Raw genomic sequence first — 22,597 nt, 5'->3', positions numbered from 1 at the left:
CGCAGGAGGCGAGCGATGCGACGACTGAAGTTGCTGTAAAGGATGACTCTGTTTTTACGGCAAAGCAGGAGGCGAGCGATGCGTGAGCTACTGCCAATCCTGGTCGCGTGTGAGTACAGCGATACGGTGGCCAGCGCGTTCCGTGCCCGCGGCTTCGAGACCTATTCCTGCGACCTGCGGCCGAGCGAGGGCGACCCGTGCTGGCACATCCAGGACGACATCCGGAACCACCTGCAGCCCGGCCGCTGGGCGGCAATGATTGCCCACCCCTACTGCACCTTCAACACGCTGGCCGGCATCCGCTGGATGTACCACCCTGATGACACTGCGCTGCCGCAGCCTGACCGTCGGCGGCACCCGAAGTACCCCAACCGGATGCGCGACTTCCTGGAAGGGGCGCTGCTGTTCTCCGACCTCATGGCCGCGCCCGTCGAGTTCATCGGCTGCGAGAACTCCAAGCCCCACGGGCTGGCCATGAGCGTGCTGGGCCGGCCGACGCAGACCGTGCAGCCCTACGACTTCGGCAGCCCGTACACCAAGGGCGCCACGCTGTGGCTGAAGAGCCTGCCGGCGCTGGTGCCGACGCACACAAAGGCACAGGTGCTGGCGGAGCACGGCGAGATCGTCGCCCGCTGCCACCGCATGCCCCCAGGGCCGGAGCGTGAGAAAGAGCGCTCCCGGTTTGATCCTGCTGTAGCCGCGGCGATGGCGAAGCAATGGGGGGATCACATCCTTTCGACTCTGGCGGCGCACCGGACGTTTGTTGCTCAGCAACTGGAGCAAGCCGCATGACCGTCAATCGTAGATCGCATGATCTATCGCTTCCTCAGCAGCTCAAGCTCGGCCAGCACTTCCAGCAGGCCGGCATCCGACGCCATACCCCGCTGAACAGGGCTGCCTTCGTAGTAGCCAGGATTGAGCCACGCCCGGGCCTTCGGACCCAGTACGACATCGGCAGCATCGAGCAGTACCTCATGCCGTGCGTTCCGCAGCAGCAGCTTCATTCGCGGACCGTACGCGTCTATGAGCGTGCCGGCACCCTTCAGGTCGCCGCCCGGGCCCCGTGTGGCCATCCGTGCATCGTGCAGCTCCATGGCCATGGACAGCAGCAGGTGGCCGGTGTCCGAGTGCGGGCCGTCCAGCAGCTTTGCCGCACGCTTCTGCGCCGCGGCGTACAGCTGCTCTCGGGTGTGTTGGCTGTAGGGGTTGGTTGGCATGGCGCGGATCGTAGCGCCAAGCGGTATCAGGAGGTGAGTCGTGTTTGAGCGACACAACAAGAGCGCCCGCGCGGCGCTGGAAGGAGAGCAACATGGCCGATAGCCCGTACCTGTCCCGAGACGACATCAAGGACCTGACGAGGACGCCGCAGCGCAAACGGCAGACCGAGTTCCTACGGAACAATGGAATCCGGCACTACCTGGACGCGCACGGCTGGCCGGTAGTGTTGTGGTCCGCAATTGAAGGCCGGCAGGATGCAGGTCCGAAGGTGGAAACCCCCGCCTGGAAACCGAACAAGGCAGCGTGATGGGTAGGAAGCCAACCAAGAGCGGCGCAATCCCCCGCTTTCGCGCCCGAAAGCAGAAATCCGGCGTGATCCACTACTACTACGACCATGGCGGTAAGCCGCGCAAGGAAACCCCGCTTGGCAGCGATTACGGCCTTGCCATCCAGAAGTGGGCGCAGCTGGAACGCGCCGCCGCCATCCCTGCGCATGCTCAGCTGACCTTCCGCCAGGCAGCCGAGCGTTACCGAGTCGAAGTGATCCCCGGCAAAGCCGAGGGAACCCAGCGCGCCAATCTGCGCGAGCTGGACATGCTGCTTCGATTCTTCGATGACCCGCCTGGCCCGCTCGATGCGATCCGACCCACGCACGTCTTCAACTACCTGCAGTGGCGAAAGGCTGCCCCGGTCAGCGCAAACCGGGAGAAATCCTTGCTCTCCCATATGTGGAACTGGTTCCGGCAAAAGGGCTACACCGACCTGCCAAACCCCTGTGCCGGCGTGAACAGGAATCGGGAGGAAGGCCGCGGGGTGTACGTTGAGGATGATGTCCTGCAACGCGTGTATGAGGCCGCAGACCAAGTGCTGAAGGACGCCATGGACCTGGCGTACCTGACAGGCCAGCGCCCGGCTGATGTTCGCGAGCTGGACCGGAGGAACATCAAGGACGGCATGCTGGTGCTGCAGCAGCGGAAAACGAAAGCGCTGATGCGGATAGCCATCACCGGGGAGCTGAAGGTCCTGATTGACCGGCTTCTGGCCCGTCGCCCACCGGACGGCACGCCAATCAGCACGCGGCTGCTGCTGGGCGAGGACTGGCTGCCGATCGGAAAGGATGCGCTGCGCTACCGGTTCGACCGCGCCCGCGAGCTGGCGGGCATCCCCAAGGCGGAGTTTCAATTCCGCGACCTGCGCGCCAAGGCCGGTACCGACAAGGCCGATTCCGCTGGTGACATCCGCCAGGCGCAGCAGCAGCTGGGCCACAAGTCGGTCACCACCACGGAGATTTATGTGCGCAAGCGCCGGGGCGCTGTGACCACCCCAACAAAGTGATTTGCGGAGCGGCCGCATTTTTGCGGAGCATAAAAAAAGGCTCCGGATTGCTCCGAACCCTTGGTAATGCTGGTGGGCCGTGAAGGATTCGAACCTTCGACCAAAAGATTAAAAGTCTTCTGCTCTACCGACTGAGCTAACGGCCCAAACAAAGACCCGGCCGCAGCCGGGGCGCGTATTCTACCCCATCATTCGCAAAATCGGAATTCAGACGTAATGCGTGGGATCGGCGAGGCCGGCGGCGCGGAACCCGTCCGCGCGCAGCTGGCAGGCATCGCAGTGGCCACAGGCCCGGCCATCCATGTCGGCCTGGTAGCAGGACACGGTCAGGCCGAAGTCCACGCCCAGGCGCTGGCCCTCGGCGGCGATCTGCGCCTTGCTCAGGTATTGCAGCGGCGCATGCACGCTGATGCCCGCACCCTGGACACCGGCCTTGGTGGCCAGGTTGGCCAAGGCCTGGAAGGCAGCAATGAACTCGGGGCGGCAATCCGGGTAGCCCGAATAGTCCACGGCGTTGACGCCACAGAATATGTCATTGGCGCCCAGCACCTCGGCCCAGCCCAGCGCCAGTGACAGCATGATGGTGTTGCGGGCCGGCACGTAGGTGACCGGGATGCCGGCGCCACCCGCCTCGGGCACGTCGATGTCATCGGTCAGCGCCGAACCGCCGATGCTGCGCAGGTCCACGTCCACCACTTTGTGCCCGGCCACGCCCAGGGCGCTGGCCACGCGCTTGGCTGCTTCCAGTTCGGAGGTATGGCGCTGGCCGTAGCGTACGCTCATGGCGTACACCTCGAAGCCCTGTTCCTGGGCCATGGCGACGACGGCGGCAGAGTCCATGCCGCCGGAAAGAAGCACGACTGCTTTCTTCTTCATTGTTGCGTTCCGGTTGGGAGAGGAATGCCAGCACGCTGTCCCGCGCCGGGGTAAACGATCGGGGCGAAGGCCGCCGGCTCAATAGCCCGGCGCGTCGTCCCACAGCAATTTGTGCAGTTGCATCTGGAAGCGCACCGGCAGGCGGTCGGCGACGATCCAATCGGCCAGATCACGCGGGCTGAGTTGCGATTTGCTGGGCGAGAACAACACCATGCAGCGCGCCGCAAGGTCATGCTCGGCCAGCATCTGCCTGGCCCAGTCGTAATCGCCACGACTGCAGATCACGAACTTGAGCTGGTCGCGTGCGGTCAGCAATGGGATGTTCTGCAGCCGGTTGCGGGCCATTTCGCCCGAATCGGGGGTCTTCAGGTCCACCACGCGCGACACGCGCGGGTCCACCGCGGCTATGTCCAATGCACCGGAGGTTTCCAGCGACACGTCCAAGCCGGCATCGCACAGCTTCTGCAACAACACCAGGCAACGCTTCTGCGCCAGCGGCTCGCCGCCAGTCACACAGACATGGCGCACGCCCTGCTTGAGCACCTCGGCGACGATGTCGTCGATGTCCCACCAGTTGCCGCCGTGGAAGGCGTACTCGGTATCGCAGTACTGGCACCGCAGCGGACAGCCGGTAAGGCGCACAAACACGGTGGGCCAACCTGCGGTGTCGGCTTCGCCCTGCAGGGACAGGAAAATTTCAGTGATCTTCAACCGCGGCAACGGCGATTGGACTATCTCGCTGGGGACAGCGGCGCTGGGAGCGTTCATGGGCATTCCACCGCTCCGCGCCAGGCAGGCGCGTGCGGCGCTATATCAACGCAGTTGCTGGCCGAGCCGGATCGATTGCAAACGATCCTGGGCGGTACGGGCCGCATCACTGCCGGGGAAACGGGAAACCACCTGTTCCAGGGTCTGCTGCGCCTGCGCTGCATTGCCTTCGCCGAACTGCGACAGGCCCAGCTTCAACAAACCGCCAGCTGCCTTGTCGTGGGTGGGATAGCGGGCCACGAGATCGCTGAACTGCGCCTCGGCCATCTTGAAATTGCGCGTGGCGTAAAAGCTCTCACCCAGCCAATACAGGGCATTGGGGGTGTACGCCGCGTTGGGATACAGCTCCAGGAAGCTCTGGAACAACTGCGCCGAGTCGGCATAGTTGCCGGCCTTCAACGCATCGAATGCGACGTTGTAGGCCGCACGCTCGTCACCTGCCGAGGCCAGGCTGCCCGCATCGCCACGCACGGTGGGTGCGCGCTCGCCGGTGGTTGCCGCTGCAGGCTTGGGGGCCGCAGCGGCTGCCGGCAATACAGGGGCACTGTCGCCCGCCGGGGCACCCGCGCCACCTTCCAGGCGGTTCAGGCGACCGTCCAGGTCCAGGTACTGATCACGGTTGCGCTGCTTGAGCTGTTCGTTCTCGTGCTGGAGCTGTTCGATCGTGCCCTGCAGGGTCTGCATCTCGCTGCGCAGCGCCTGCAACTGGTTGAGCATGTCGGTGTTGGCCTGGGAATTGTTGGCCTGCGCCTCAAGTGCGCCGACCCGGTCCGCCAGGCTCTGCCGCTGTGCATACGCGGGTGCGGCAGCCCCGAGGGCTGCCGCGACCGCGAGCATCAGTTTGATGCTGGTACGCATCGATTACTGCGCGGTGTAGACGATTTCGACGCGACGGTTCTGCGACCAGCAGGACTCGTTCGAATCGGTGCACACCGGACGCTCTTCACCGTAGGACACGACGGTCAGCTGCGAAGCCGAGCCACCGTTGGCCTGCAGTGCCGAGTTCACGCCATTGCCACGACGCTCGCCCAGAGCCTGGTTGTACGCGCGGCTGCCGCGTTCGTCGGTGTTGCCCTGCAGGGTGATGCGCGAGGACGGACGGTCACGCAGGTACTTGGCGTGGCAAGCCATGATGGCCTGGAATTCCGGCTTCACGGTGTCCTGGTCCAGGTCGAAGTAGACAACGCGCTGGCGCAGGCAAGCGTCGGTGTCCAGGTCGCCCGGGCCGTACAGGCCGGAGGTGGACGGGCCGGTCGGCTGGGTGGTCGAACCGGTATCAACCGGCGGCTGCGCCGGCTGTTCCTTGACCTTCTTCGAGCAGCCAGCCAGCGCGGCTACGGACAGCAGCGAAACGAGCAAAACACGAGTGGACTTGTTCATGGCTATACCTAAAGGCTCCTGGGCCAATGTTGGGTTTTAATGCGAGTGGGATATTAACATTTTCTCAACGCGCGGTGCGGTATGGGCCCCACGCGGGTTCCCGGACATCACCATCAGCAAGCACAAGGCGCTGACGCACACGGCCGTCAGCAGATACTTCGTACAGCACCCCACGCCCGCCTTCGCGGGCGGCGTACAACACCATGCTCGCGTTGGGGGCAAAGCTGGGCGATTCGTCCAGCGAGCCCGGCGACAGCGTGCTCCAGCGCGGCGCGCCCAGGCTGCTGTCCATCATCGCGATCTTATAGCTGCTGCCGGCACCCTGCGCAACGGCGATCTTCTTGCCGTCATAGGAAACGCTGGCCTTGGCATTGTAGTTGCCCTGGAAGGTCACCCGGTTGGCGCTGCCGCCGCTGGAGGAGACCTGGTAGATCTGCGGGCGGCCACCACGGTCGGAGGTGAAATAGACCGAACCGCCATCAGCCGACCAGGTTGGCTCGGTGTCGATGCCGAAGTGGTTGGTGAGCTGGGTCAGCTGCTTGCTGGCCAGGTCCATCACGTAGATTTCCGGGTTGCCGCTGCGTGACAGGGCCAGCGCCAGGCGGCGGCCATCGGGCGAGAACGCCGGGGCGCTGTTGATGCCACGGAAGCTGGTCAGCAACTCACGGCCACCGGTGGCGATGTCCTGCACATAGATCGACGAGTTGCCGCGCTCGAAGCTGACATAAGCCAGCTTGCGGCCGTCCGGGCTCCAGCTCGGCGACAACAGTGGCTCGGCCGAACGCACGATGGTCTGCGGGTTGTAGCCATCGGAATCAGCCACCATCAGCGCATAGCGCATGTTGGCGCCGCTGCCGCTGGCGGTGATGTAGGCAATGCGGGTCCAGAAGGCGCCGCGCACACCGGTGATCTTTTCGTAGATCGCGTCAGCCATCTGGTGGGCCACGTCACGCATGGCGTTGGAACGGGCAGTCATTGCCAGGCCCAGCATGCGCTCGCCCTTGGCCACATCGAACAGTTCGTATTCCACGCGGTAGGCGCCGGCACCAGCGTCGAGCACCCGGCCAACGACCAGATAGTCCTGCTTGAGCGCACGCCAGGTGGGGTATTGCACCTCACTGCCGCGGGTCGGGCGTTCAACGATCTGGGCTTCGGGCAGATTGCGGAACTGGCCCGAACGGTCCAGATCGGCACGTACCACGGCAGCCACGTCGGTATTGGGCGCGGACGCCCCCTGGTAAGGCATCGGCACCACGGTGATCGGGGTGGCCGAGGCGTTGCCGCCGATGATGTCGATTTCCAGACCCTTCTGCTGCGCCATGGCCGCCAACGGCAGCATCAGGGCAGTAAGGGCAAGCAGCCAGCGAGGCAATTTCTTCATGGGGCGCTCAGCAGTACGAATGAAGAGGGATAAAGAGGGATAGCAGCAACGGGATGAACATTTTCGCAATCGTGAACGAAGGATGCGTGAAATCCAGCCCCCCAGCGGCAAGACTAGCCCATTAAATTCAGTTTCCAACGAAACAACCCGCCTGCAGGCAGGCGGGCTGGTGCGGCATCAGCGATCCTGCGCCTCGAAGTTGAAATTCAGGTTGCGCTGGAACACCGACTCGTAGCCGCGGTACGGCAGCGGCTGGGCGCGCAGCACCGCCGCTTCCACCGAGCGTTTGCCGGCTTCGTCATACGGGCAACCCGGGGCGAACTCGACGCTGACCACTTCACCGCCGGGCAACTGGCGGATGGTCAGGCGGCAACGCTGGCCTCGCGGGATCGAATCCGGGCGCACCCATTGATTGAGCACGGCTTGCTGGATGGCGGCGGCGTACTTGGCGGTCAGGTCATTGCTGGTACCGCCCTGCCCCGGCGATGGCGTGCTGGGGCCGCTGCTACCGCTGCTGGTGGCGCTTGCCTGCGCACGGGCGCGGGCATCGGCCACCTGGCGCAGGCGTTGCTCGGCCAGCTTGGCCTCACGCTCGGCCTGCTCGCGCTTGCGGCGGATCTCGGCGATCTTCTGCTGGCGCTCCTGCTCGGCGCGGGCCTCGGTGGCCTGGCGCTGCTGGTCGGCCAGCTTCTTCTGGCGATCAGCCTCTTCCTGCTGCTTGGCCAGGCGCAGTTTCTGCTCGGCCTCTTCCACGCGCTTGCGCTCGGTCAGGTCGATCTGCTCCTGGCGGCGCTTGGCTTCCTGCTCCTGCCTGGCCTTTTCCTGGGAAATGGCCAGGGCACTGACGCGCTCCTGATCCACCGTATCCGGCTGGGCGATGCGCTCCTGGGCGTTGTGCTGCTGCGGGGTCGGCGCGTCCTGTGGCTTGGGCTCGGGGATGGGCTGCGGCGGCGGCACGGTGTCTTCCGGCACCGGCTCGGGCTGGGCTTCTTCCACCGGCTCGGGCAGATCCGGCAGTTTCTCGGAGGCACGCAGGGCCTGCCGCGCGGCCGAGGCTTCGGCGGCGGACAGCTGCATATTGGCTTCCAGCGCGGGATCGCCAGCCGCCGCCTCGGTATTGCGCGCAGGCGACCACAGCCAGGCAAAGATGAAGATCGCCGCCACCAGCAGGTGCACCAGCAGGGCCAGTACGACCGGCAGGCCCCACTTGTTGCGGTTGTCGTGCGGCGGTGGCAGTGCGTCAGCGTGCATCGGTCGCCAGACCCACCTTTTCAATCTTCGCAGCCTTGATCACGTCCATCGCGTCCATGACCTTTTCATAGGCCACGCTCTTGTCGGCAGCCACGATCACGCGCAGCTCCTTGTTCTGCGACGCCAACGCGCCCAGCTGCGCCTGCAACGCGCCCGCATCCATGGCCTGCGGGTCCTTGGCTTCGGGCAGCTTCAGGCTCATCTGGCCGTCGGCACGCACCGAGACGATGATCGGATCCTGCTTGCTTTCCAGCGCCTTGGCGGTGGAACTGGGCAGGTCTACTTCAAAACTGAGGGTCAGCAGCGGCGCGGTCACCATGAAGATGATCAGCAGCACGAGCATCACGTCGATGTAAGGCACGACGTTGATCTCGGACTTGAGCTTGCGACGCTTGCGACGGGGAATGGCGGCAGTCATGGTTGGGCTCCTGCGGTCAGAGGAAGGCGCTGGCGCACTTACTCTTCGCCGCCGCTCTGGCGCTGCAGGATGGAGCTGAACTCCTCGGCGAAGGTTTCATAGCGCACCGACAGCCGCTCGACGCGGGTGGTGAAACGGTTGTAGGCCCACACCGCCGGGATGGCCACGAACAGGCCAATGGCGGTGGCGAACAGGGCTTCGGAAATACCCGGGGCCACCGAGGCGATACCGGCCTGCTCACCGCTGCTGATCATGTCGTGCATGGTCACCATGATGCCGAACACGGTGCCGACCAGGCCCACGTAGGGGGCGGTGGAACCGATGTTGGCCAGCAGTTCCAGGTTGCGCTCCAGGCCATCGACTTCACGGGCGTAGGTGGTGCGCATGGCGCGCTGGGCGCCTTCCAGCTGGGTGCGCCCATCGAAAGCGCGGCGGCCCTGCAGGCGGGTGTACTCGCGGAAACCGGACTCGAAGATGGCTTCCAGGCCATCCACCTGACGGTTGCGGTCGGTGGCCGAGGCATACAGCTTGCCCAGGTCGGCACCGGACCAGAAGCGGTTCTCGAAATCGCTGGCTTCACGGTCGGCGGCCTTGAACACGCGCGCCTTGCGGAAAATGATCACCCAGCTGATGAACGAGCCGGCCAGCAGCAGCAGCACGATCAGCTTGACCGGGATACTGGCCTTGAGCATCAGGTCCAGGTAATTGATGCCGCCGCCATGGCTGGCCTGCGCCACGGTCTGCGCGGCAGCGGCGCTGACATCGGCCGGCAGGGCCTCGGTCACGGTGGCCTGCAGGGCCAGAAGCAAAGCGATCATCCGATCTTCCTCAGTATTGCTTAAGCGGTTTGTGTTTGAAGGGGTTTAAGCGTTGCGTACAGCGTGTCGTCAATGGCCTGCGGGCGGAAATCGCGGGCACCGACGGCGGCCAGGCGTACCTGTGCGGCAGCCAGCACCTGGCCATCGCGTTCCACCGTCTGCGCCATCAGCAGGCTGGCGCGCCGGCATTGCAGCAGTTCCACCGTGGTGGTCAGCGCATCGTCCAGTTTGGCCGGCTTGATGAAATCCAGGTGCATGGAGCGGACCACGAATACCTGCCCGTCACCACAGCGCATGGACTCCTGCCCATAACCCAGCGCGCGCATCCATTCAGTCCGGGCCCTTTCCATGAAAGCCACATAGCGAGCGTGGTAGACCACGCCACCAGCGTCGGTATCTTCCCAGTAAATGCGTGTCGGCCAACTGAACCGGGCCTCAATCGTCATCGCGCTGCTCCGCAAACAGATCGGCCGAAGCCGGGGCGGCCTTGGGCTTGAGCCCCAGGTGGCGGTAGGCCTTGCTGGTGGCCATGCGGCCACGCGCGGTGCGTACCAGGAAGCCCTGCTGGATCAGGAAGGGCTCGACCACGTCTTCCAGCGTGCCACGCTCCTCGGACAGGGCTGCGGCCATCGACTCCACGCCGACCGGGCCACCATCAAAATATTCCACCAGGGTGCGCAGCATGCGCCTGTCCAGTTCGTCGAAGCCTTCCGGATCAACCTTGAGCATCTGCATGGCGGCCTGGGCCACCGCCTGGTCGATATGCCCGCCAGCCTTGACCTGCGCGTAATCGCGCACGCGTCGCAGCAGCCGGTTGGCGATACGCGGGGTGCCACGCGATCGGCGGGCGATCTCGCCAGCACCTTCGGCGCTGCAATCAATGCCGAGGATGCCTGCCGAACGCCGCACGATGCGGGTCAGCTCGTCGGCCGAATAGAACTCCAGCCGCTGCACGATACCGAAGCGGTCACGCAGCGGCGCGGTCAACAGGCCGGCGCGGGTGGTGGCGCCGATCAGGGTGAACGGTGGCAGGTCGAGCTTGATCGAGCGCGCGGCAGGGCCGTCGCCGATCATGATATCGATCTGGAAATCTTCCATCGCCGGGTACAGCACTTCCTCGACCACGGGCGAAAGACGGTGGATTTCGTCGATGAACAACACATCGTGTGGCTGCAGGTTGGTCAGCAGCGCAGCCAGGTCGCCCGCCTTCTCGATCACCGGCCCGGAGGTGACGCGCAGCGCCACCCCCAGCTCGTTGGCGATGACATGGCTCAGCGTGGTCTTGCCCAGCCCGGGCGGGCCGAAGATCAGCACATGGTCGAGCGCCTCATGGCGTGTCTTGGCAGCCTGGATGTAGATATCCATCTGCTCGCGCACCGGCGCCTGGCCGAGGTAGTCGGCCAGGCTGCGCGGGCGGATGCTGGCGTCGGCGGCGTCATCCTCGCGGGTGGCGCCGGCGCCGATGATGCGGTCGTCAGTCATCCGGCTATGTTACGTCCAGCCATGCGGAAATAGGAGTTTGTTTGGGAGGAGGAGAGACGAGAAGTGAGTGAAGAGGAGTGAGAAGCAAGAGAAAGTGGGCTGCAATGGTCTGCCCATGCTTTCCAAGGCGTTGTCGCCACCCTGCGCGCCAACCCGGCAGCAACAGAAAGGGCGTGCTCCAGCCCTTTCTCGCTGCTCACTCCTTTTCACTCACTCCTGCCCTTCAGATTTCCACCTGCGCCCCCAGCTCGACAAGCCGGTTGCCCGGGATCCGGAAGAAGCCGGTGGCCGGCGCCGCATTGCGGTGCATGAAGGCGAACAGCTTGTCGCGCCAGATCGGCATGCCACGGTTGGCGCTGGCCACGATGGTCTCGCGGCTGGCAAAGAAGGTGGTGTCCATCGGGTCGAAATAGATGCCGCCGTGATCGCAGGAGCGCATCAGCGCCAGCGGGATGTCCGGCGTTTCCATGAAGCCGTAGCGCACCTGCACCCGGTAGAACTCATCACCCACCGAATCGATGCGCAGGCGCTGGCCCTCCGCCGCATAGGGGATGTTCAAGGTCTCCACATGCAGGAACACATTGCGCTCGTGCAGCACCTTGTTGTGTTTGAGGTTGTGCATCAGCGCGTGCGGCACGACGGCAGGGTCGGCGGTCAGGAACACCGCCGTGCCCGGCACCCGCACCGGCGGCGCCAGCATCAGCCCCGGCAGGAACGTATCCAGGCGGATGCCGTCCTTGCGGATCTCGTCACGCAGCAGCTCGCGGCCACGCCGCCAGGTGCGCATCATGGTGAACAGCAGCAGGCCCAGCACCAGCGGGAACCAGGCGCCCTGCAGCAGCTTGGCGCCATTGGCGATGACGAAGCCCAGGTCGATCACCAGGAACACCACGCACAGCGCGATGATGGCGTGGCGGGCGCGCGGCCACAGCACGCGGGCCACCAGCGCCAGCAGCAGGGTATCGATCAGCATGGTGCCGGAGACCGAGATGCCATAGGCCACCGCCAGGTTGCTGGAGCTGCGGAAGGCCAGCACCAGCCCGAACACCATCACTGCCAGGCCCCAGTTGATGCCCGGGATATAGATCTGGCCAATGGTGTCGTGCGAGGTATGCAGGATGCGCATGCGCGGGATGTAACCCAGCTGCATGGCCTGGCGCGAGACCGAGAACGCACCGGTGATCACCGACTGGCTGGCGATCACCGCCGCCGCCGTCGCCAGCAGGATCATCGGGATCAGCGCCCACTGCGGCACCGCCTCGAAGAACGGATTGGCCACCGCGTCGGGCCGCTGCAGCACCAGCGCGCCCTGCCCCAGGTAGTTGAGCACCAGGCACGGCAGCACGAAGAAATACCAGGCGTGGCGGATCGGCGGCGCACCGAAGTGGCCCATGTCCGCGTACAGCGCCTCGCCACCGGTGACGGCCAGCACCACCGCACCAAGGATGAAGATGCCGTGCCAGCCATGCTCCATGAAGAAGCGTGCCGCCCACATCGGGTTGAAGGCCTTGAGCACTTCCGGCGCGGCGATCACGTTCCAGATGCCGATTGCCGCCAATGACAGGAACCACAGGCTCATCACCGGCCCGAACACCTTGCCGACCTTCTCCGTACCAAAGCGTTGCGCGGCAAACACCGCCGCCAGCACCACCAAGGTGATCGGCACCACGAAGTGGCCCAGCCCCGGCGCTGCCACCTCCAGGCCCTCGACCGCGCCCAGCACCGAAATGGCCGGGGTGATCACGCCGTCACCGAAGAACAGCGAGGCCCCGAAGATACCCAGAATGCCCACCACATAGGCCGAACGCGAGCCATTGCGCAGGGTGCGCTGGGCCAGCGCCATCAGCGCCATGATGCCGCCCTCGCCGTCGTTGTCGGCGCGCATGATCATGGTCACGTACTTGAGTGTGACCACCATGTTCAAGGCCCAGAACGCCAGCGACAGCACGCCCAGCACGGTGTCGTGGTCGCTGTTGAGCCCGTAGTGCGGCGAGAACGCCTCCTTCAGGGTGTACAGCGGGCTGGTACCGATGTCGCCGAAGACGACACCGATGGCACCCACGACAAGGGCCAGGCCACCGGCGGCACCTTGGCCGTGGTTGTGCCCGTGGGACTCGGACGAGGAGGAAGCATGGGACATGGCGTTCTCAGGTTGCCGTCATGTGGCCGTAAGGGAGTGTCAACGCAGCGCCGATTGCAACGCCTTGCGGATGACGGTGGCGACATCATCGCCCTCGCCCGCCGCATCGCGCGCCATCTTGGCCGCTTCTGCCGGTTTGTAACCCAACTGCTGCAAGGCCACCGTGGCCTCGGACACCGGGTCGTTGCCCAACTGCCCGGCGATGGGCGCGCCGCCGCCGGAGAAGTTGGCCGCGCGGTCGCGCAGTTCCACCACCATGCGCTCGGCGGTCTTCTTGCCGATGCCCGGAATGCGGGTCAGCGCGGTGATGTCGCCGGCCTGGATCATCCGCGCGAACTCGTCCACGCTGACCCCGGACAGCACCGCCAGCGCGATCTTGGCGCCGATGCCGGATACCTTCTGCACATCGCGGAACAGCCGCCGCTCGCCCTCGCGCAGGAAGCCATACAGCGAGACGCTGTCTTCCTTCTGCGCGTAATGGGTGAACAGGATGACCTCGCGGCCGACATCGGGGAGGTCATAGAAGGTGCTCATCGGCGCCTCCAGCTCATAGCCGACGCCATTGACGTCGATCACCAGCCACGGCGGTGCCTTGTAGGCCAGGATGCCGCGCAGTCGACCGATCATGGGGTTGCCCTCTGGACAGGGGAATGGGGAATGGGGCTTTGGGAATCGACAAGCGACTCCCGGCGCGCGGTTACAAACGCGTACGCACCCGGCTTTGCCTTGCCTTTGCTGATGCCTTTCCCATTCTCCATTTCCAACTCCCTACGCCCGATCATTTGCGACTCCAAGCCTGACGCACGTCCACGCCCAGCCGGTTGGCGGTGGCGCGCACATGCGCGTGGGTGATGGCCACCGCCAGCGCATCGGCGGCATCGGCCTGCAATTTGCCCTGCAGGTTGAGCATCAGCCCAACCATATGTTGTACCTGCTGCTTTTCCGCACCACCGCGCCCTACCACCGCCAGTTTGATCTCGGTGGCGGCGTACTCGCTGACCGGCAGGTCGCGCATCACCACCGCGCTCACCGCCGCCCCGCGCGCCTGCCCCAGCTTGAGCGCCGAGTCGGCGTTCTTGGCCATGAACACCTTCTCGATCGCCACTTCCTGTGGCTGGAACTCCTCGATCAGCGCGTGCAGCCCCTGCACCAGCACCTTCAGGCGCTGCGGGAAATCGGCAGCGCCCAGCAGTACCAGCGGGCAATGATGGACGTGGCGGGCACGGCCGTTGGCGTCGATGTCGATGATGCCCACCCCGGTGCGTTGCGAGCCGGGGTCGATGCCAAGGATGCGGGTCATAGCTGGCCTACCAGTAAAAAACGGCGCACAGCATGGCCGTGCGCCGTCTCACCCGGTGGGACCGGGCGGGCCGTCAGGCCCGCTCCAGGCTGGCCTGGTCGACGTTGGAATACACGTCCTGCACGTCGTCCAGGTCCTCCAGCATGTCCAGCAGCTTGCGCACCTGCACGGCGGTATCGGCATCCACCGCGATGTCGTTGTCGGCGCGGAAGGTGATCTCGGCATGGTCGGCGACCAGCTTGGCAGCCTCCATCGCGTCCTTCACCGACTGGAAGGCTTCCGGCGCGGTCAGCACGTCAATGGCACCGTCTTCTGGATAGACCACGATGTCATCGGCACCGGCCTCGATCGCTGCCTCGGTGATGGCCTCCTCGTCGGCACCGGGGGCAAAGCTCAGCACGCCCAGGCGCTTGAACATGAACGACACCGAGCCTTCGGTGCCCATGTTGCCGCCGCACTTGCTGAAGGCATGGCGCACGTCGGCCACGGTGCGCACGCGGTTGTCGGTCAGGCAGTCGACGATCACCGCAATGCCGCCCGGGGCATAGCCCTCGTAGCGCACTTCCTCGTATTCCACGCCTTCCAGTTCACCGGTGGCCTTTTTGATCGCGCGCTCGATGACATCCTTGGTCATGTTCGCGCTCAGGCCCTTGTCCATGGCCACGCGCAGGCGCGGGTTGTTGTTTGGGTCGCCCCCACCACCGCGAGCAGCAACGCTGATCTCACGGATGATCTTGGTGAAAATCTTGCCGCGCTTCGCGTCATTCGCGTTTTTGCGGCCTTCGATGGAAGGACCTCGACCCATGGGAATACCGTACATCTGTCAGGAACAGGACGGTAATTCTACCCGATCCCCTGCCCTTGCCTGTCAGCCCGCCGCTGCAGCCGCCTGGGTGGGAAAGCGCCCTTGGCGCAGGAACCCGGCCGTCAGCGCCGCCACCTGCGGTGACAGCACCAGCCCGCTATGGCTTACCGGCACCACACAATGGTCGGCCAAGCCGGGCAAACGGGTCTCGGCCAGGCCCACGGTGCCATCGGATTCCCCCTCCAGCGCCCCCATCAGTGCGCCCAGACCATGTGCCACCGAACCGGCGATCAGCCCCACCTCGGCTGGCCCCTGCCAGTCCGGCAGGCCATGCCGCAGCAGACCCCCACTACGGCCCAGGGCCACTGCCCAGCCGTGGTCGGCCATCACCCGTGCAGTGCCGCTGCCGCACAGCGGCGAACCCAGGCAGACCACCCGCGGGACCTCCAGTTGCGGCGCCTGACGCAGCGCTTCCAGTGCCACCAGCCCCCCCAGGCTGTGCCCGACCAGCGACACCGGGCCGCGCCCCCGCAGGCGCTGCAGCAGCTGCGGCACGGCGACGTCGGGCCCGCCAAACACACTGGGGTAGCCAAAGGTATCCACCACAAAGCCCTGGCTGCGCAGCCGCCAGGCCAGCGGCAGCAGCCAGGAGCGGGTATTCCAGATGCCGTGCAGGATCAGCACGCGCTCGGGTTGGCGGTGGTGCAGGTACATGCCGGCAGTGTCGGCCATCCGTGTCCGCCAGAACAATGGGCCGCGGATTGGACTTCAGTCGAAGTTGTAATCCAGCTGCAGCGCAAACTCGCGCCCCATCGCGCTGTAGACCTCAGCGTAGTAATACGGATACACCGTATTGCTGCTGTCCTGTGGTGGCGCGGCATCCAGCAGATTGTTGACGAACAGGGTCAGCGCGGCATGGTCGGAGATGCGTCGGCCGAGATTGGCGTTCCACAGCAGCTGCGCAGGCAGGCGCCCACTTCCATCGGCACGCGGCAAGCTGCCATGGCGCACACCGAACAGATTGGCCGACCAGCCCCCTTGCCCTTGCCAACCGAAGCTGCCGCGCAGGTTGCGGCGGAACGCCAGGTTGTCGCTGGCATCGCGCCACACATCGTGCAGGGTGCCTGGCGCACGCATCCGCCGCTGCGCCCAGAAGGTATGCGACCACAGCAGGTTGGCGCTGAAATCCCCCAGCACGGTGGTTTGGCGCCAGTCCAGCGTGGCATCGACCCCGCGCAGATGGCGCCAGGATTGGTTGATCGGCATCGACTCGACCATCAGCACCTGGCCACCGCCGTTGGCCCCGCTGCGAGTCACCCGCATCCGTGCCTTGCGGCATTCCATCGACTGCGTATCCACCGTAACCGGGCGCCCATCCAGCGTCAGCCCGGTCATGCATTCGGCCTCGTCACGCAGCAGCTGTGCCGGCGACACCCGGCCGATGCCGCCCTGGTTGCGCACATCCCAATAGTCCACGCTCAGGGTCAGCGCGGGGCTGGCATCCCAGACCACACCAGCGGTCGTTGATCGCCCCGTCTCGGCCTGCAGGGCGGGGTTGCGGTAGGTACGGGTGAGGAACTCGTAGCTGTAACCCTCGCAGCGCGGGTTGGCGCCAGCGTTGATACAGGCCGTGGCATCCACCGCGGTGCCAAAGCTCCCGCCGCCGCCGGTGAATATCCAATGCATGTCCGGTGCCTTGAAGCTGGTGGCGTGGCTGGCCCGCAGCAGCACGCCTGCCAGCGGGCGCCATTCCAGGCCAGCATTCCAGGTACGCGCCACCGGCAGGCCGGTGCCATCGCGGTAGTCATCCAGACGCCCGGCAAGGCTGGCGGTCAGCGCGGAGGTCAACGGCACCCGGACTTCCCCCCCAAGCGCCAGCCGGTCACGGACGCCATCACCCACGCTGCCGGTGAGGTCATACAGATCCAGTTGCAGGGGCAGCACCGAGGGGGTGCTGCGCAGTCGGTAACGCTGGCGGTTGGCTTCCATTATCAGGGCCGCTTCCAGCGCGCCGGCGGGCAACGCCATCACGCGGCCATTCACCCTGTAGCTCAGCGCATCGGTGTGGGTCTGCGCGTTGTAGTCCACCACGCTGGACAGCGCGGCATAGTCTTCCGGCGTGATGGGCTGCAACCAGTGCGCCAGGTCCAACTGCCGGATCGGCATGCCGGTGCTTGTCGTCCCCAAGGACGGGCCGAAGAAGAACGCATCGACTTTGTCACCGAGCAGGCGACGACGCGCACGGTGGGCGACGTAGTCGGTATGGCTGAGGCTGAAATTCCAGTTCCAATGTGAGCCGTACTGGCCGCGCAGGCCCGTGGCAAGGTCCAGCATCCACTCGCGGTAGCGATCATCCATGGCAGCCAGCCCACCCACTTCCTGGGGGGTCAGCACCCGCCAGGGTGCGATCACGCCAAAGCGCTGGTCCTGGAACTGATCGACCTTGCCGGTTGCCCGCAGATGCGGGCCGGTGATCACTTCCATGCCATCGGACAGCCTGCTGCGCGACCGCCAATACTGCGCGGACAGCCACAGCCCGGTAGCCGCGGACAGCTGCCATTGCCCGTGCAATTGCCCCGACAACGCCTGCACGCCGTCGCTGAGCGAAGCGTAGCCAGGGCCGTCCCAACTGCCGCAGCTATCACCCTGCAGTGGTAGCGTGCCGGGCACAGGCCGGTAGTTCCACTGCGTGAACTGCCCTTGCCAGGGCGCACATGCACCTGCCAACAACGGCGCGAGCAGGATATTGGTGGGATCTGGCCGCTGCCCGATGGCAAGTGCCAATGCCGGTTGCGCAGCAACTTGCGCCGGGCGATGCAGGTCACGCGGATTGCCGCGCAACATGCCGCTGCGGGTGTACTGCAACGCGTAGTCCACACCCCAGTCTTCGCCGCCATGGCCATGGGCCCATTGCAGGTCCAGCTGGTTGCCACCGCCCTGGCTGCTGCTGCCGGTGCGCAGGCGCAACTGCGCCCCCGTCCGCCCACGCTTGAGCACGATATTGACCACACCGGCGATGGCGTCGGCACCGTAGATGGCCGATGCCCCCCCTGTCATCACCTCGACCCGCTCGACGCTGGCCAAGGGAATGCTGCCCAGACTCTGGAAATTGCTGCGCCCGGCCGATGGAAACGGGTAATCCGGCACCCGCCTGCCATCGACCAGGATCAACGCCCGTCCCGGCCCCAATCCTTTCAGGTTCAAGGGTTGGGCATTGGCCGAGAAGCGGCCACCGGCGCCCTCGGACTCCGCGCCATAGTCGCTTACCCCATGCGTGGCCAGCGCCTCGGCCAGGCTGCGGTGGCCTTCGCGTTCGATCTGCTGCGCACTTATCACCGTTACCGGCGCCGCGGCCTGCAGCACGCTGCGCGGGATATGCGAGCCGGTCACCTGCACCGGCGCCAGCGAGGTTAACAGGGCCGGCAAGGTGGCGGTGGCCGGTGCCATCGCTGCTGTACCGGCAACACGCGGCGCGGTAGCCGGCAGGGCGATGATGGTGATGACGCCGGTATCGCCTTGCCGGTAGCTCAGGCCGGTGCCGGCCAGCAAACGTTGCAGGGCCTGGGCCGGGGTGTACTGCCCCTGCAGCGCGGGCGCCTGCCTGCCCTGGGTGAGCTCGGGGGGAACCAGGATCTGCAGATCCAGCGTCCTGGCCAGTTCGGTCAACGACCGCGCCAAGGGCTGTGCCTGCAACTGCAATGCGCGGGGTTGCGCGTTTGCCAGCAGCGGTGCCATCAGCAGCCACCCCAGCCATAGCGCGCGCTGCAGGCAGCCACCCACGGCAGCGCCGGCGCGTATCCGCCAAGCGCTCATGCCCTGCTTTCCGCACCCGCCCGCTGACGCCATGGCTATCCTTCCACTGCCTGCCCAGACGCACTACCGCGAAAATCCCTCATCTGGCACTTCCCCCGGCTGTGCCTCAAGCTGACCGTGCCACATACCCCAACTTCGCAGAAAATGACTGTGCCGCCGCCAACCAAGCAGGAACCTGAGGGAACCCGGGACGCCATCGCCACGGCACAGCAATACCGTCCGCGCCTGGTGCGCTACTTCAGGAACCACCTGAACACCCCCGATGATGCCGAGGATATGGCGCAGGAAACCCTGGTGCGCATGATGCGCGATCCCCAGGCCGAGCGGGTGAGCAACATCGAAGCGTACCTGATGACGATAGCGGGCAACCTGCTGCGCGACCGGTTCCGCCGCGACCGTACCCGCCACGTCAGCCAACATGTGCCCCTGGATGAGTCGGTTGAAGGATGGCCAACGGAGACCGTCAGCGGCGAACGCGTGTACCAGGATCGCGAACGACTGCGTACCTTCGTCAAGCACCTGGATGAACTGTCACCGCGCTGCCAACAGGTATTCCTGTTGAACCGCTATGAAGGCCTGACCTACAGCGCGATCGCCGGCCAGCTGGGCATCAGTGTCAGCGCTGTGGAAAAGCAAATGATGCGCGCCCTGCTGCATTTCAGCACGCGCCTGGAACTGCCATGAACAACGACGATCTGCTCGACCCCATGCACGACGACCACGACGAAGCGTCCGATCCGGTCCAGGTACAGGCGGCCAGCTGGTTCGCGCGCCTGCGTGCCGAAGATGTCAGTGCCGATGACCGGCAACAGGCCGATGCCTGGCTGGCGGCCGCGCCCGAACACCGTGCGGCCTACCAGCGCATGCAACAGCTCTGGACGATGCTGGGCGACTTTGCCGCCAGTGCCGAGGTCGACGCACGCATGCCTGCCAGCGTGCCTTCGCCGCATCCGGCAGCAGCCGCGGCCGCGCCCCGCGCGGCATTGCCGCCCACACGCAACACCACCCGCCGCCGCCACCGGCTGCGCTGGCTGGCCGCCAGTGCCGCCGCCCTTGTCGGGGTGGCGATCGGCTGGAAAATGCTGATGCCCCCGGCCCAGCAGCAGTACGCCACCGCGCCGGGACAACAACGCAGCTTCAATCTGGACGACGGCACCCGGGTAGACCTGGACACCGCCAGTCGCCTGCTGGTGCATTACGACGCGAAAGAGCGCCGCATCACCCTGCAACAGGGCCGCGCGTTCTTCCACGTGGCCAGGGATCCGCAACGCCCGCTCAGCGTGGACACCGACAGCGGCAGCGTGCGCGCCATCGGCACCCGGTTCGAGGTGGACCGCCACGACGGCTCGCTCTCTGTCGCGTTGTTCGAGGGCAAGGTGCAGTTGCGCCAGACCGGTGCCGACGGCAAGGTCATCGGCGAGCTGACGCCTGGCCAGCGCGCGCAGATCAGCGGCAACGCCGTGCAGGTGCACGACGTCAGCCTGGCCGACAGCCCGGCCTGGACACGTGGTCAGCTGGTGTTCGATGAGCAGCCGTTGGACCAGGCCGTGGCCGAGTTCAACCGCTACGGCGGCACGCCGATCCGCGTCGATGATGCCACCCTGCGCCAGCTGAAGATCAGCGGGGTGTTCCACAGCAACGACACCGCAGGTTTCCTCGACGCCTTGCACGCCGCTTACCGCATATCCAACCGCAACGACGGTCAGCAGATCCAGCTGTACCGGTGAACGGCAGCGGCTGGGCTCAGCCCTGCTGCCGGCGCAGGATGAGCTCCCGGTCGCGGGTAGCGCCTACCGGAAATTCATAGGCACCGGCCTGCACGAAACCATGCCGTGCATAGAAGCGCTGCGCACCGAAGTTCTCGGACCAGACGCCGATCCAAAGCGTGCGCCCCGGGGTCTGCAGCCAGTCCAGCGCAGCGGCAAACAGGCGCCCGCCGTGGCCGCCGCTCTGGTGGCTGCGCAACACGTACAAGCGTTTCAGCTCGCCATCCCCGGCCTGCACCTGCACATGCGGCAGACCGCAGGGGCCGGCAAAGGCGAAGCCGACCGCCGCGCCACCCTGTTCAAGCAGCCAGGCCGCGTAATCGCCGGACTGCAGCTGTTGCCGCTGCAGTTCGACCGGATAGGCCGTGGCCAGGTAATCGGCCAGGTCCTGCGGCGGGTACAGATGACCGAACGTCTCGACAAAAGTACGTTCGGCCAGTGCGCACAGCACGCCGGCATCCTCGGGCGTGGCACGGCGGATGCTGGCGGCTGCAACCAAGGCTCAGGCCTTGTCGGCGCGCGGACGCACCTGCACGTGCACTTCGGCCAGCTGCGCATCGGCGATCGGCGACGGTGCATCGGTCATCAGGCACTGCGCGCCGGTGGTCTTCGGGAACGGGATCACGTCGCGGATCGACTCGGTGCCGGCCATCAGCGCGGCAATACGGTCGATGCCGAAGGCGATGCCACCGTGCGGCGGTGCGCCGTAGTTCAGTGCATCCAGCAGGAAGCCGAACTTGGCGCGTGCCTCTTCGGCACCGATGCCGAGCAGTTCGAACACCGCGCTCTGCATTTCCGGGCGGTGGATACGGATGGAGCCGCCACCGATTTCATTGCCGTTGAGCACCATGTCATAACCGCGCGATACGGCGGTCCTGGCGTGCGCGCGCAGGTCGGCGACGTCGTCCACCGCCGGTGCGGTGAAGGGATGATGCAGGGCGACGTAGCGCTGCTCTTCCTCGTCCCATTCGAACATCGGGAAGTCGGTGACCCACAGCGGCGCCCAGCCCTCGGCGACCAGGCCGAAGTCCTTGCCGGCCTTCAGGCGCAGTGCGCCCATGAAGTCGGAGACCTTGTTGTAGCCACCGGCGCCGAAGAACACGATGTCGCCATTGTCGGCACCAATGTGCTTGAGCAGCGCGGCAAAGGCGTCTTCGCCGAAGAACTTCTGGATCGGTGAGCTGACCTCGCCGTTGTCGGCGATCTTGATGTAGGCCAGGCCCTTGGCACCGTACTTGGCGGCGTGGGCGGCATATTCGTCGATCTGCTTGCGGCTGAGGCTGGCGCCGCCGGGGATGCGCAGCGCGGCCACGCGGCCGTCGGCGTCATTGGCCGCAGCGGTGAACACCGGGAACTCGCTCGTCTTGACCAGCTCGGCCACGTCCACCAGCTCCAGCGCGATGCGCAGGTCCGGCTTGTCCGAACCGTAGCGACGCATCGCCTCGGCCCAGGTCATGCGGGGGAATTGCGCCGCCAGATCAACGTCCACCACTTCCTTGAAGATGGCGCGGATCATGTTCTCGACGAAATCCTGGATGTCGCGCTCGCGGACGAAGGCGAACTCCATGTCCAGCTGGGTGAACTCCAACTGGCGGTCGGCACGCAGGGCCTCGTCGCGGAAGCAACGTGCCACCTGGTAGTAACGGTCGAAGCCGGCCACCATCAGGATCTGCTTGAACAGCTGCGGGCTCTGCGGCAACGCGTAGAACTCACCCGGGTGCATGCGCGCCGGCACCAGGAAGTCGCGCGCGCCTTCCGGGGTGGCCTTGGTCAGGATCGGGGTTTCGATGTCCTGGAAGCCGCGCTCGTCAAGGTGACGGCGCAGGGCCTGCACCAGCTTGATGCG

At 65.7% G+C, this 22,597-nt stretch carries 24 protein-coding genes and 1 tRNA gene; 5 read left to right on the top strand and 20 right to left on the bottom strand.

Going from position 1 to position 22,597, the window contains the following annotated elements; genetic code table 11:
• Positions 1–78: 78 nt before the first annotated feature.
• Positions 79–792 (top strand): hypothetical protein, encoded by a 714-nt coding sequence (locus B2527_RS08260; protein WP_293707803.1) that lies wholly within the window; start codon positions 79–81, stop codon positions 790–792.
• Between the two features lie 23 nt (positions 793–815).
• On the opposite strand, the gene B2527_RS08255 is transcribed toward B2527_RS08260, so the two are convergent.
• Positions 816–1,217 (bottom strand): hypothetical protein, encoded by a 402-nt coding sequence (locus B2527_RS08255; RefSeq protein ID WP_293707801.1) that lies wholly within the window; start codon positions 1,215–1,217, stop codon positions 816–818.
• Positions 1,218–1,309: 92 nt separating this feature from the next.
• Between B2527_RS08255 and B2527_RS08250 the strand changes: the two genes are divergently transcribed.
• Together B2527_RS08250 and B2527_RS08245 are read left to right on the top strand one after the other, a co-directional pair.
• The gene (locus tag B2527_RS08250; RefSeq protein WP_293707799.1) at positions 1,310–1,525 is read left to right on the top strand and encodes a DUF4224 domain-containing protein; all 216 of its coding nucleotides are present in this window, start codon (positions 1,310–1,312) and stop codon (positions 1,523–1,525) included.
• A complete protein-coding gene (locus tag B2527_RS08245) occupies positions 1,525–2,553 on the top strand; it encodes a site-specific integrase (protein WP_293707797.1) in 1,029 nt (342 codons plus the stop codon). The genes B2527_RS08250 and B2527_RS08245 overlap by 1 nt, the downstream gene beginning before the upstream one ends.
• 70 nt (positions 2,554–2,623) lie before the next feature.
• Here B2527_RS08245 and B2527_RS08240 read toward each other — a convergent pair.
• The 17 genes from B2527_RS08240 to B2527_RS08160 form a co-directional block, all read right to left on the bottom strand.
• Positions 2,624–2,699, bottom strand: a tRNA-Lys gene (locus B2527_RS08240).
• Positions 2,700–2,760: 61 nt separating this feature from the next.
• Entirely contained in the window at positions 2,761–3,429 is a 669-nt protein-coding gene (gene queC / locus B2527_RS08235; RefSeq protein WP_293707795.1) for a 7-cyano-7-deazaguanine synthase QueC, read from the bottom strand.
• Positions 3,430–3,507: 78 nt separating this feature from the next.
• Positions 3,508–4,197: a 7-carboxy-7-deazaguanine synthase QueE gene (gene queE, locus B2527_RS08230; protein ID WP_293707794.1), complete on the bottom strand. Its 690-nt coding sequence runs from the start codon at positions 4,195–4,197 to the stop codon at positions 3,508–3,510.
• A gap of 45 nt (positions 4,198–4,242) precedes the next feature.
• Positions 4,243–5,055, bottom strand: a complete 813-nt coding sequence (gene ybgF, locus B2527_RS08225; RefSeq protein ID WP_293707792.1) for a tol-pal system protein YbgF — start codon at positions 5,053–5,055, stop codon at positions 4,243–4,245.
• A gap of 3 nt (positions 5,056–5,058) precedes the next feature.
• Positions 5,059–5,577 (bottom strand): peptidoglycan-associated lipoprotein Pal, encoded by a 519-nt coding sequence (pal, locus tag B2527_RS08220; protein WP_293707791.1) that lies wholly within the window; start codon positions 5,575–5,577, stop codon positions 5,059–5,061.
• A 64-nt stretch (positions 5,578–5,641) separates the two neighbouring features.
• On the bottom strand, positions 5,642–6,958 hold the full coding sequence (gene tolB / locus B2527_RS08215; protein WP_293707790.1) for a Tol-Pal system beta propeller repeat protein TolB: 1,317 nt from the start codon (positions 6,956–6,958) through the stop codon (positions 5,642–5,644).
• Between the two features lie 177 nt (positions 6,959–7,135).
• Positions 7,136–8,209: a cell envelope integrity protein TolA gene (gene tolA, locus B2527_RS08210; RefSeq protein WP_293707788.1), complete on the bottom strand. Its 1,074-nt coding sequence runs from the start codon at positions 8,207–8,209 to the stop codon at positions 7,136–7,138.
• Entirely contained in the window at positions 8,199–8,627 is a 429-nt protein-coding gene (gene tolR, locus B2527_RS08205; protein ID WP_293707786.1) for a protein TolR, read from the bottom strand. The genes tolA and tolR overlap by 11 nt, the downstream gene beginning before the upstream one ends.
• A gap of 38 nt (positions 8,628–8,665) precedes the next feature.
• On the bottom strand, positions 8,666–9,445 hold the full coding sequence (tolQ, locus tag B2527_RS08200) for a protein TolQ (protein ID WP_293707785.1): 780 nt from the start codon (positions 9,443–9,445) through the stop codon (positions 8,666–8,668).
• 20 nt (positions 9,446–9,465) lie between these two features.
• Positions 9,466–9,891, bottom strand: coding sequence for a tol-pal system-associated acyl-CoA thioesterase (gene ybgC, locus B2527_RS08195; RefSeq protein WP_293707783.1), 426 nt, complete (start codon positions 9,889–9,891; stop codon positions 9,466–9,468).
• Positions 9,881–10,927, bottom strand: coding sequence for a Holliday junction branch migration DNA helicase RuvB (gene ruvB / locus B2527_RS08190; RefSeq protein WP_293707781.1), 1,047 nt, complete (start codon positions 10,925–10,927; stop codon positions 9,881–9,883). Before ruvB ends, ybgC begins: the two co-directional genes overlap by 11 nt.
• 223 nt (positions 10,928–11,150) lie before the next feature.
• Entirely contained in the window at positions 11,151–13,067 is a 1,917-nt protein-coding gene (locus B2527_RS08185; RefSeq protein ID WP_293707780.1) for a potassium transporter Kup, read from the bottom strand.
• A 39-nt stretch (positions 13,068–13,106) separates the two neighbouring features.
• Entirely contained in the window at positions 13,107–13,694 is a 588-nt protein-coding gene (ruvA, locus tag B2527_RS08180; RefSeq protein WP_293707779.1) for a Holliday junction branch migration protein RuvA, read from the bottom strand.
• 151 nt (positions 13,695–13,845) lie between these two features.
• Entirely contained in the window at positions 13,846–14,367 is a 522-nt protein-coding gene (gene ruvC / locus B2527_RS08175) for a crossover junction endodeoxyribonuclease RuvC (protein ID WP_293707777.1), read from the bottom strand.
• A 73-nt stretch (positions 14,368–14,440) separates the two neighbouring features.
• Positions 14,441–15,172, bottom strand: a complete 732-nt coding sequence (locus B2527_RS08170; protein ID WP_293707776.1) for a YebC/PmpR family DNA-binding transcriptional regulator — start codon at positions 15,170–15,172, stop codon at positions 14,441–14,443.
• 63 nt (positions 15,173–15,235) lie between these two features.
• Positions 15,236–15,904, bottom strand: a complete 669-nt coding sequence (locus B2527_RS08165) for an esterase/lipase family protein (protein ID WP_293707774.1) — start codon at positions 15,902–15,904, stop codon at positions 15,236–15,238.
• 36 nt (positions 15,905–15,940) lie between these two features.
• Positions 15,941–18,985: a TonB-dependent receptor gene (locus B2527_RS08160; protein ID WP_293707772.1), complete on the bottom strand. Its 3,045-nt coding sequence runs from the start codon at positions 18,983–18,985 to the stop codon at positions 15,941–15,943.
• A gap of 144 nt (positions 18,986–19,129) precedes the next feature.
• Between B2527_RS08160 and B2527_RS08155 the strand changes: the two genes are divergently transcribed.
• A complete protein-coding gene (locus tag B2527_RS08155; RefSeq protein WP_293707770.1) occupies positions 19,130–19,669 on the top strand; it encodes an RNA polymerase sigma factor in 540 nt (179 codons plus the stop codon).
• Complete coding sequence (locus B2527_RS08150; protein WP_293707768.1) at positions 19,666–20,712, top strand: FecR family protein; 1,047 nt, start codon at positions 19,666–19,668, stop codon at positions 20,710–20,712. The genes B2527_RS08155 and B2527_RS08150 overlap by 4 nt, the downstream gene beginning before the upstream one ends.
• Before the next feature lie 16 nt (positions 20,713–20,728).
• Here B2527_RS08150 and B2527_RS08145 read toward each other — a convergent pair whose 3' ends face one another.
• Together B2527_RS08145 and aspS are read right to left on the bottom strand one after the other, a co-directional pair.
• Entirely contained in the window at positions 20,729–21,250 is a 522-nt protein-coding gene (locus B2527_RS08145; RefSeq protein ID WP_293707766.1) for a GNAT family N-acetyltransferase, read from the bottom strand.
• Between the two features lie 3 nt (positions 21,251–21,253).
• Positions 21,254–22,597, bottom strand: a 1,344-nt coding sequence (gene aspS / locus B2527_RS08140) for an aspartate--tRNA ligase (RefSeq protein ID WP_293707764.1), incomplete at its 5' end; no start/stop codon positions are given.

This window comes from Stenotrophomonas sp. UBA7606 (assembly GCF_002477705.1).
Classification (GTDB): Bacteria; Pseudomonadota; Gammaproteobacteria; order Xanthomonadales; family Xanthomonadaceae; genus Stenotrophomonas.
Note: the sequence above shows the minus strand (reverse complement) of the source record. Positions and strands in the feature narration are given on the sequence as shown.

What these genes read in the sequence shown, in the direction of transcription:
- ybgC (WP_293707783.1), bottom strand. Translation starts at nt 9,891, where the DNA reads ATGACGATTGAGGCCCGGTTCAGTTGGCCGACACGCATTTACTGGGAA.
- B2527_RS08165 (WP_293707774.1), bottom strand. Translation starts at nt 15,904, where the DNA reads ATGGCCGACACTGCCGGCATGTACCTGCACCACCGCCAACCCGAGCGC.
- B2527_RS08160 (WP_293707772.1), bottom strand. Translation starts at nt 18,985, where the DNA reads ATGAGCGCTTGGCGGATACGCGCCGGCGCTGCCGTGGGTGGCTGCCTG.
- B2527_RS08170 (WP_293707776.1), bottom strand. Translation starts at nt 15,172, where the DNA reads ATGGGTCGAGGTCCTTCCATCGAAGGCCGCAAAAACGCGAATGACGCG.
- pal (WP_293707791.1), bottom strand. Translation starts at nt 5,577, where the DNA reads ATGAACAAGTCCACTCGTGTTTTGCTCGTTTCGCTGCTGTCCGTAGCC.
- B2527_RS08255 (WP_293707801.1), bottom strand. Translation starts at nt 1,217, where the DNA reads ATGCCAACCAACCCCTACAGCCAACACACCCGAGAGCAGCTGTACGCC.
- tolA (WP_293707788.1), bottom strand. Translation starts at nt 8,209, where the DNA reads ATGCACGCTGACGCACTGCCACCGCCGCACGACAACCGCAACAAGTGG.
- B2527_RS08250 (WP_293707799.1), top strand. Translation starts at nt 1,310, where the DNA reads ATGGCCGATAGCCCGTACCTGTCCCGAGACGACATCAAGGACCTGACG.
- tolR (WP_293707786.1), bottom strand. Translation starts at nt 8,627, where the DNA reads ATGACTGCCGCCATTCCCCGTCGCAAGCGTCGCAAGCTCAAGTCCGAG.
- B2527_RS08150 (WP_293707768.1), top strand. Translation starts at nt 19,666, where the DNA reads ATGAACAACGACGATCTGCTCGACCCCATGCACGACGACCACGACGAA.
- B2527_RS08185 (WP_293707780.1), bottom strand. Translation starts at nt 13,067, where the DNA reads ATGTCCCATGCTTCCTCCTCGTCCGAGTCCCACGGGCACAACCACGGC.
- ruvC (WP_293707777.1), bottom strand. Translation starts at nt 14,367, where the DNA reads ATGACCCGCATCCTTGGCATCGACCCCGGCTCGCAACGCACCGGGGTG.
- B2527_RS08260 (WP_293707803.1), top strand. Translation starts at nt 79, where the DNA reads ATGCGTGAGCTACTGCCAATCCTGGTCGCGTGTGAGTACAGCGATACG.
- queC (WP_293707795.1), bottom strand. Translation starts at nt 3,429, where the DNA reads ATGAAGAAGAAAGCAGTCGTGCTTCTTTCCGGCGGCATGGACTCTGCC.
- B2527_RS08245 (WP_293707797.1), top strand. Translation starts at nt 1,525, where the DNA reads ATGGGTAGGAAGCCAACCAAGAGCGGCGCAATCCCCCGCTTTCGCGCC.
- ybgF (WP_293707792.1), bottom strand. Translation starts at nt 5,055, where the DNA reads ATGCGTACCAGCATCAAACTGATGCTCGCGGTCGCGGCAGCCCTCGGG.
- queE (WP_293707794.1), bottom strand. Translation starts at nt 4,197, where the DNA reads ATGAACGCTCCCAGCGCCGCTGTCCCCAGCGAGATAGTCCAATCGCCG.
- B2527_RS08155 (WP_293707770.1), top strand. Translation starts at nt 19,130, where the DNA reads ATGACTGTGCCGCCGCCAACCAAGCAGGAACCTGAGGGAACCCGGGAC.
- ruvA (WP_293707779.1), bottom strand. Translation starts at nt 13,694, where the DNA reads ATGATCGGTCGACTGCGCGGCATCCTGGCCTACAAGGCACCGCCGTGG.
- tolQ (WP_293707785.1), bottom strand. Translation starts at nt 9,445, where the DNA reads ATGATCGCTTTGCTTCTGGCCCTGCAGGCCACCGTGACCGAGGCCCTG.
- ruvB (WP_293707781.1), bottom strand. Translation starts at nt 10,927, where the DNA reads ATGACTGACGACCGCATCATCGGCGCCGGCGCCACCCGCGAGGATGAC.
- tolB (WP_293707790.1), bottom strand. Translation starts at nt 6,958, where the DNA reads ATGAAGAAATTGCCTCGCTGGCTGCTTGCCCTTACTGCCCTGATGCTG.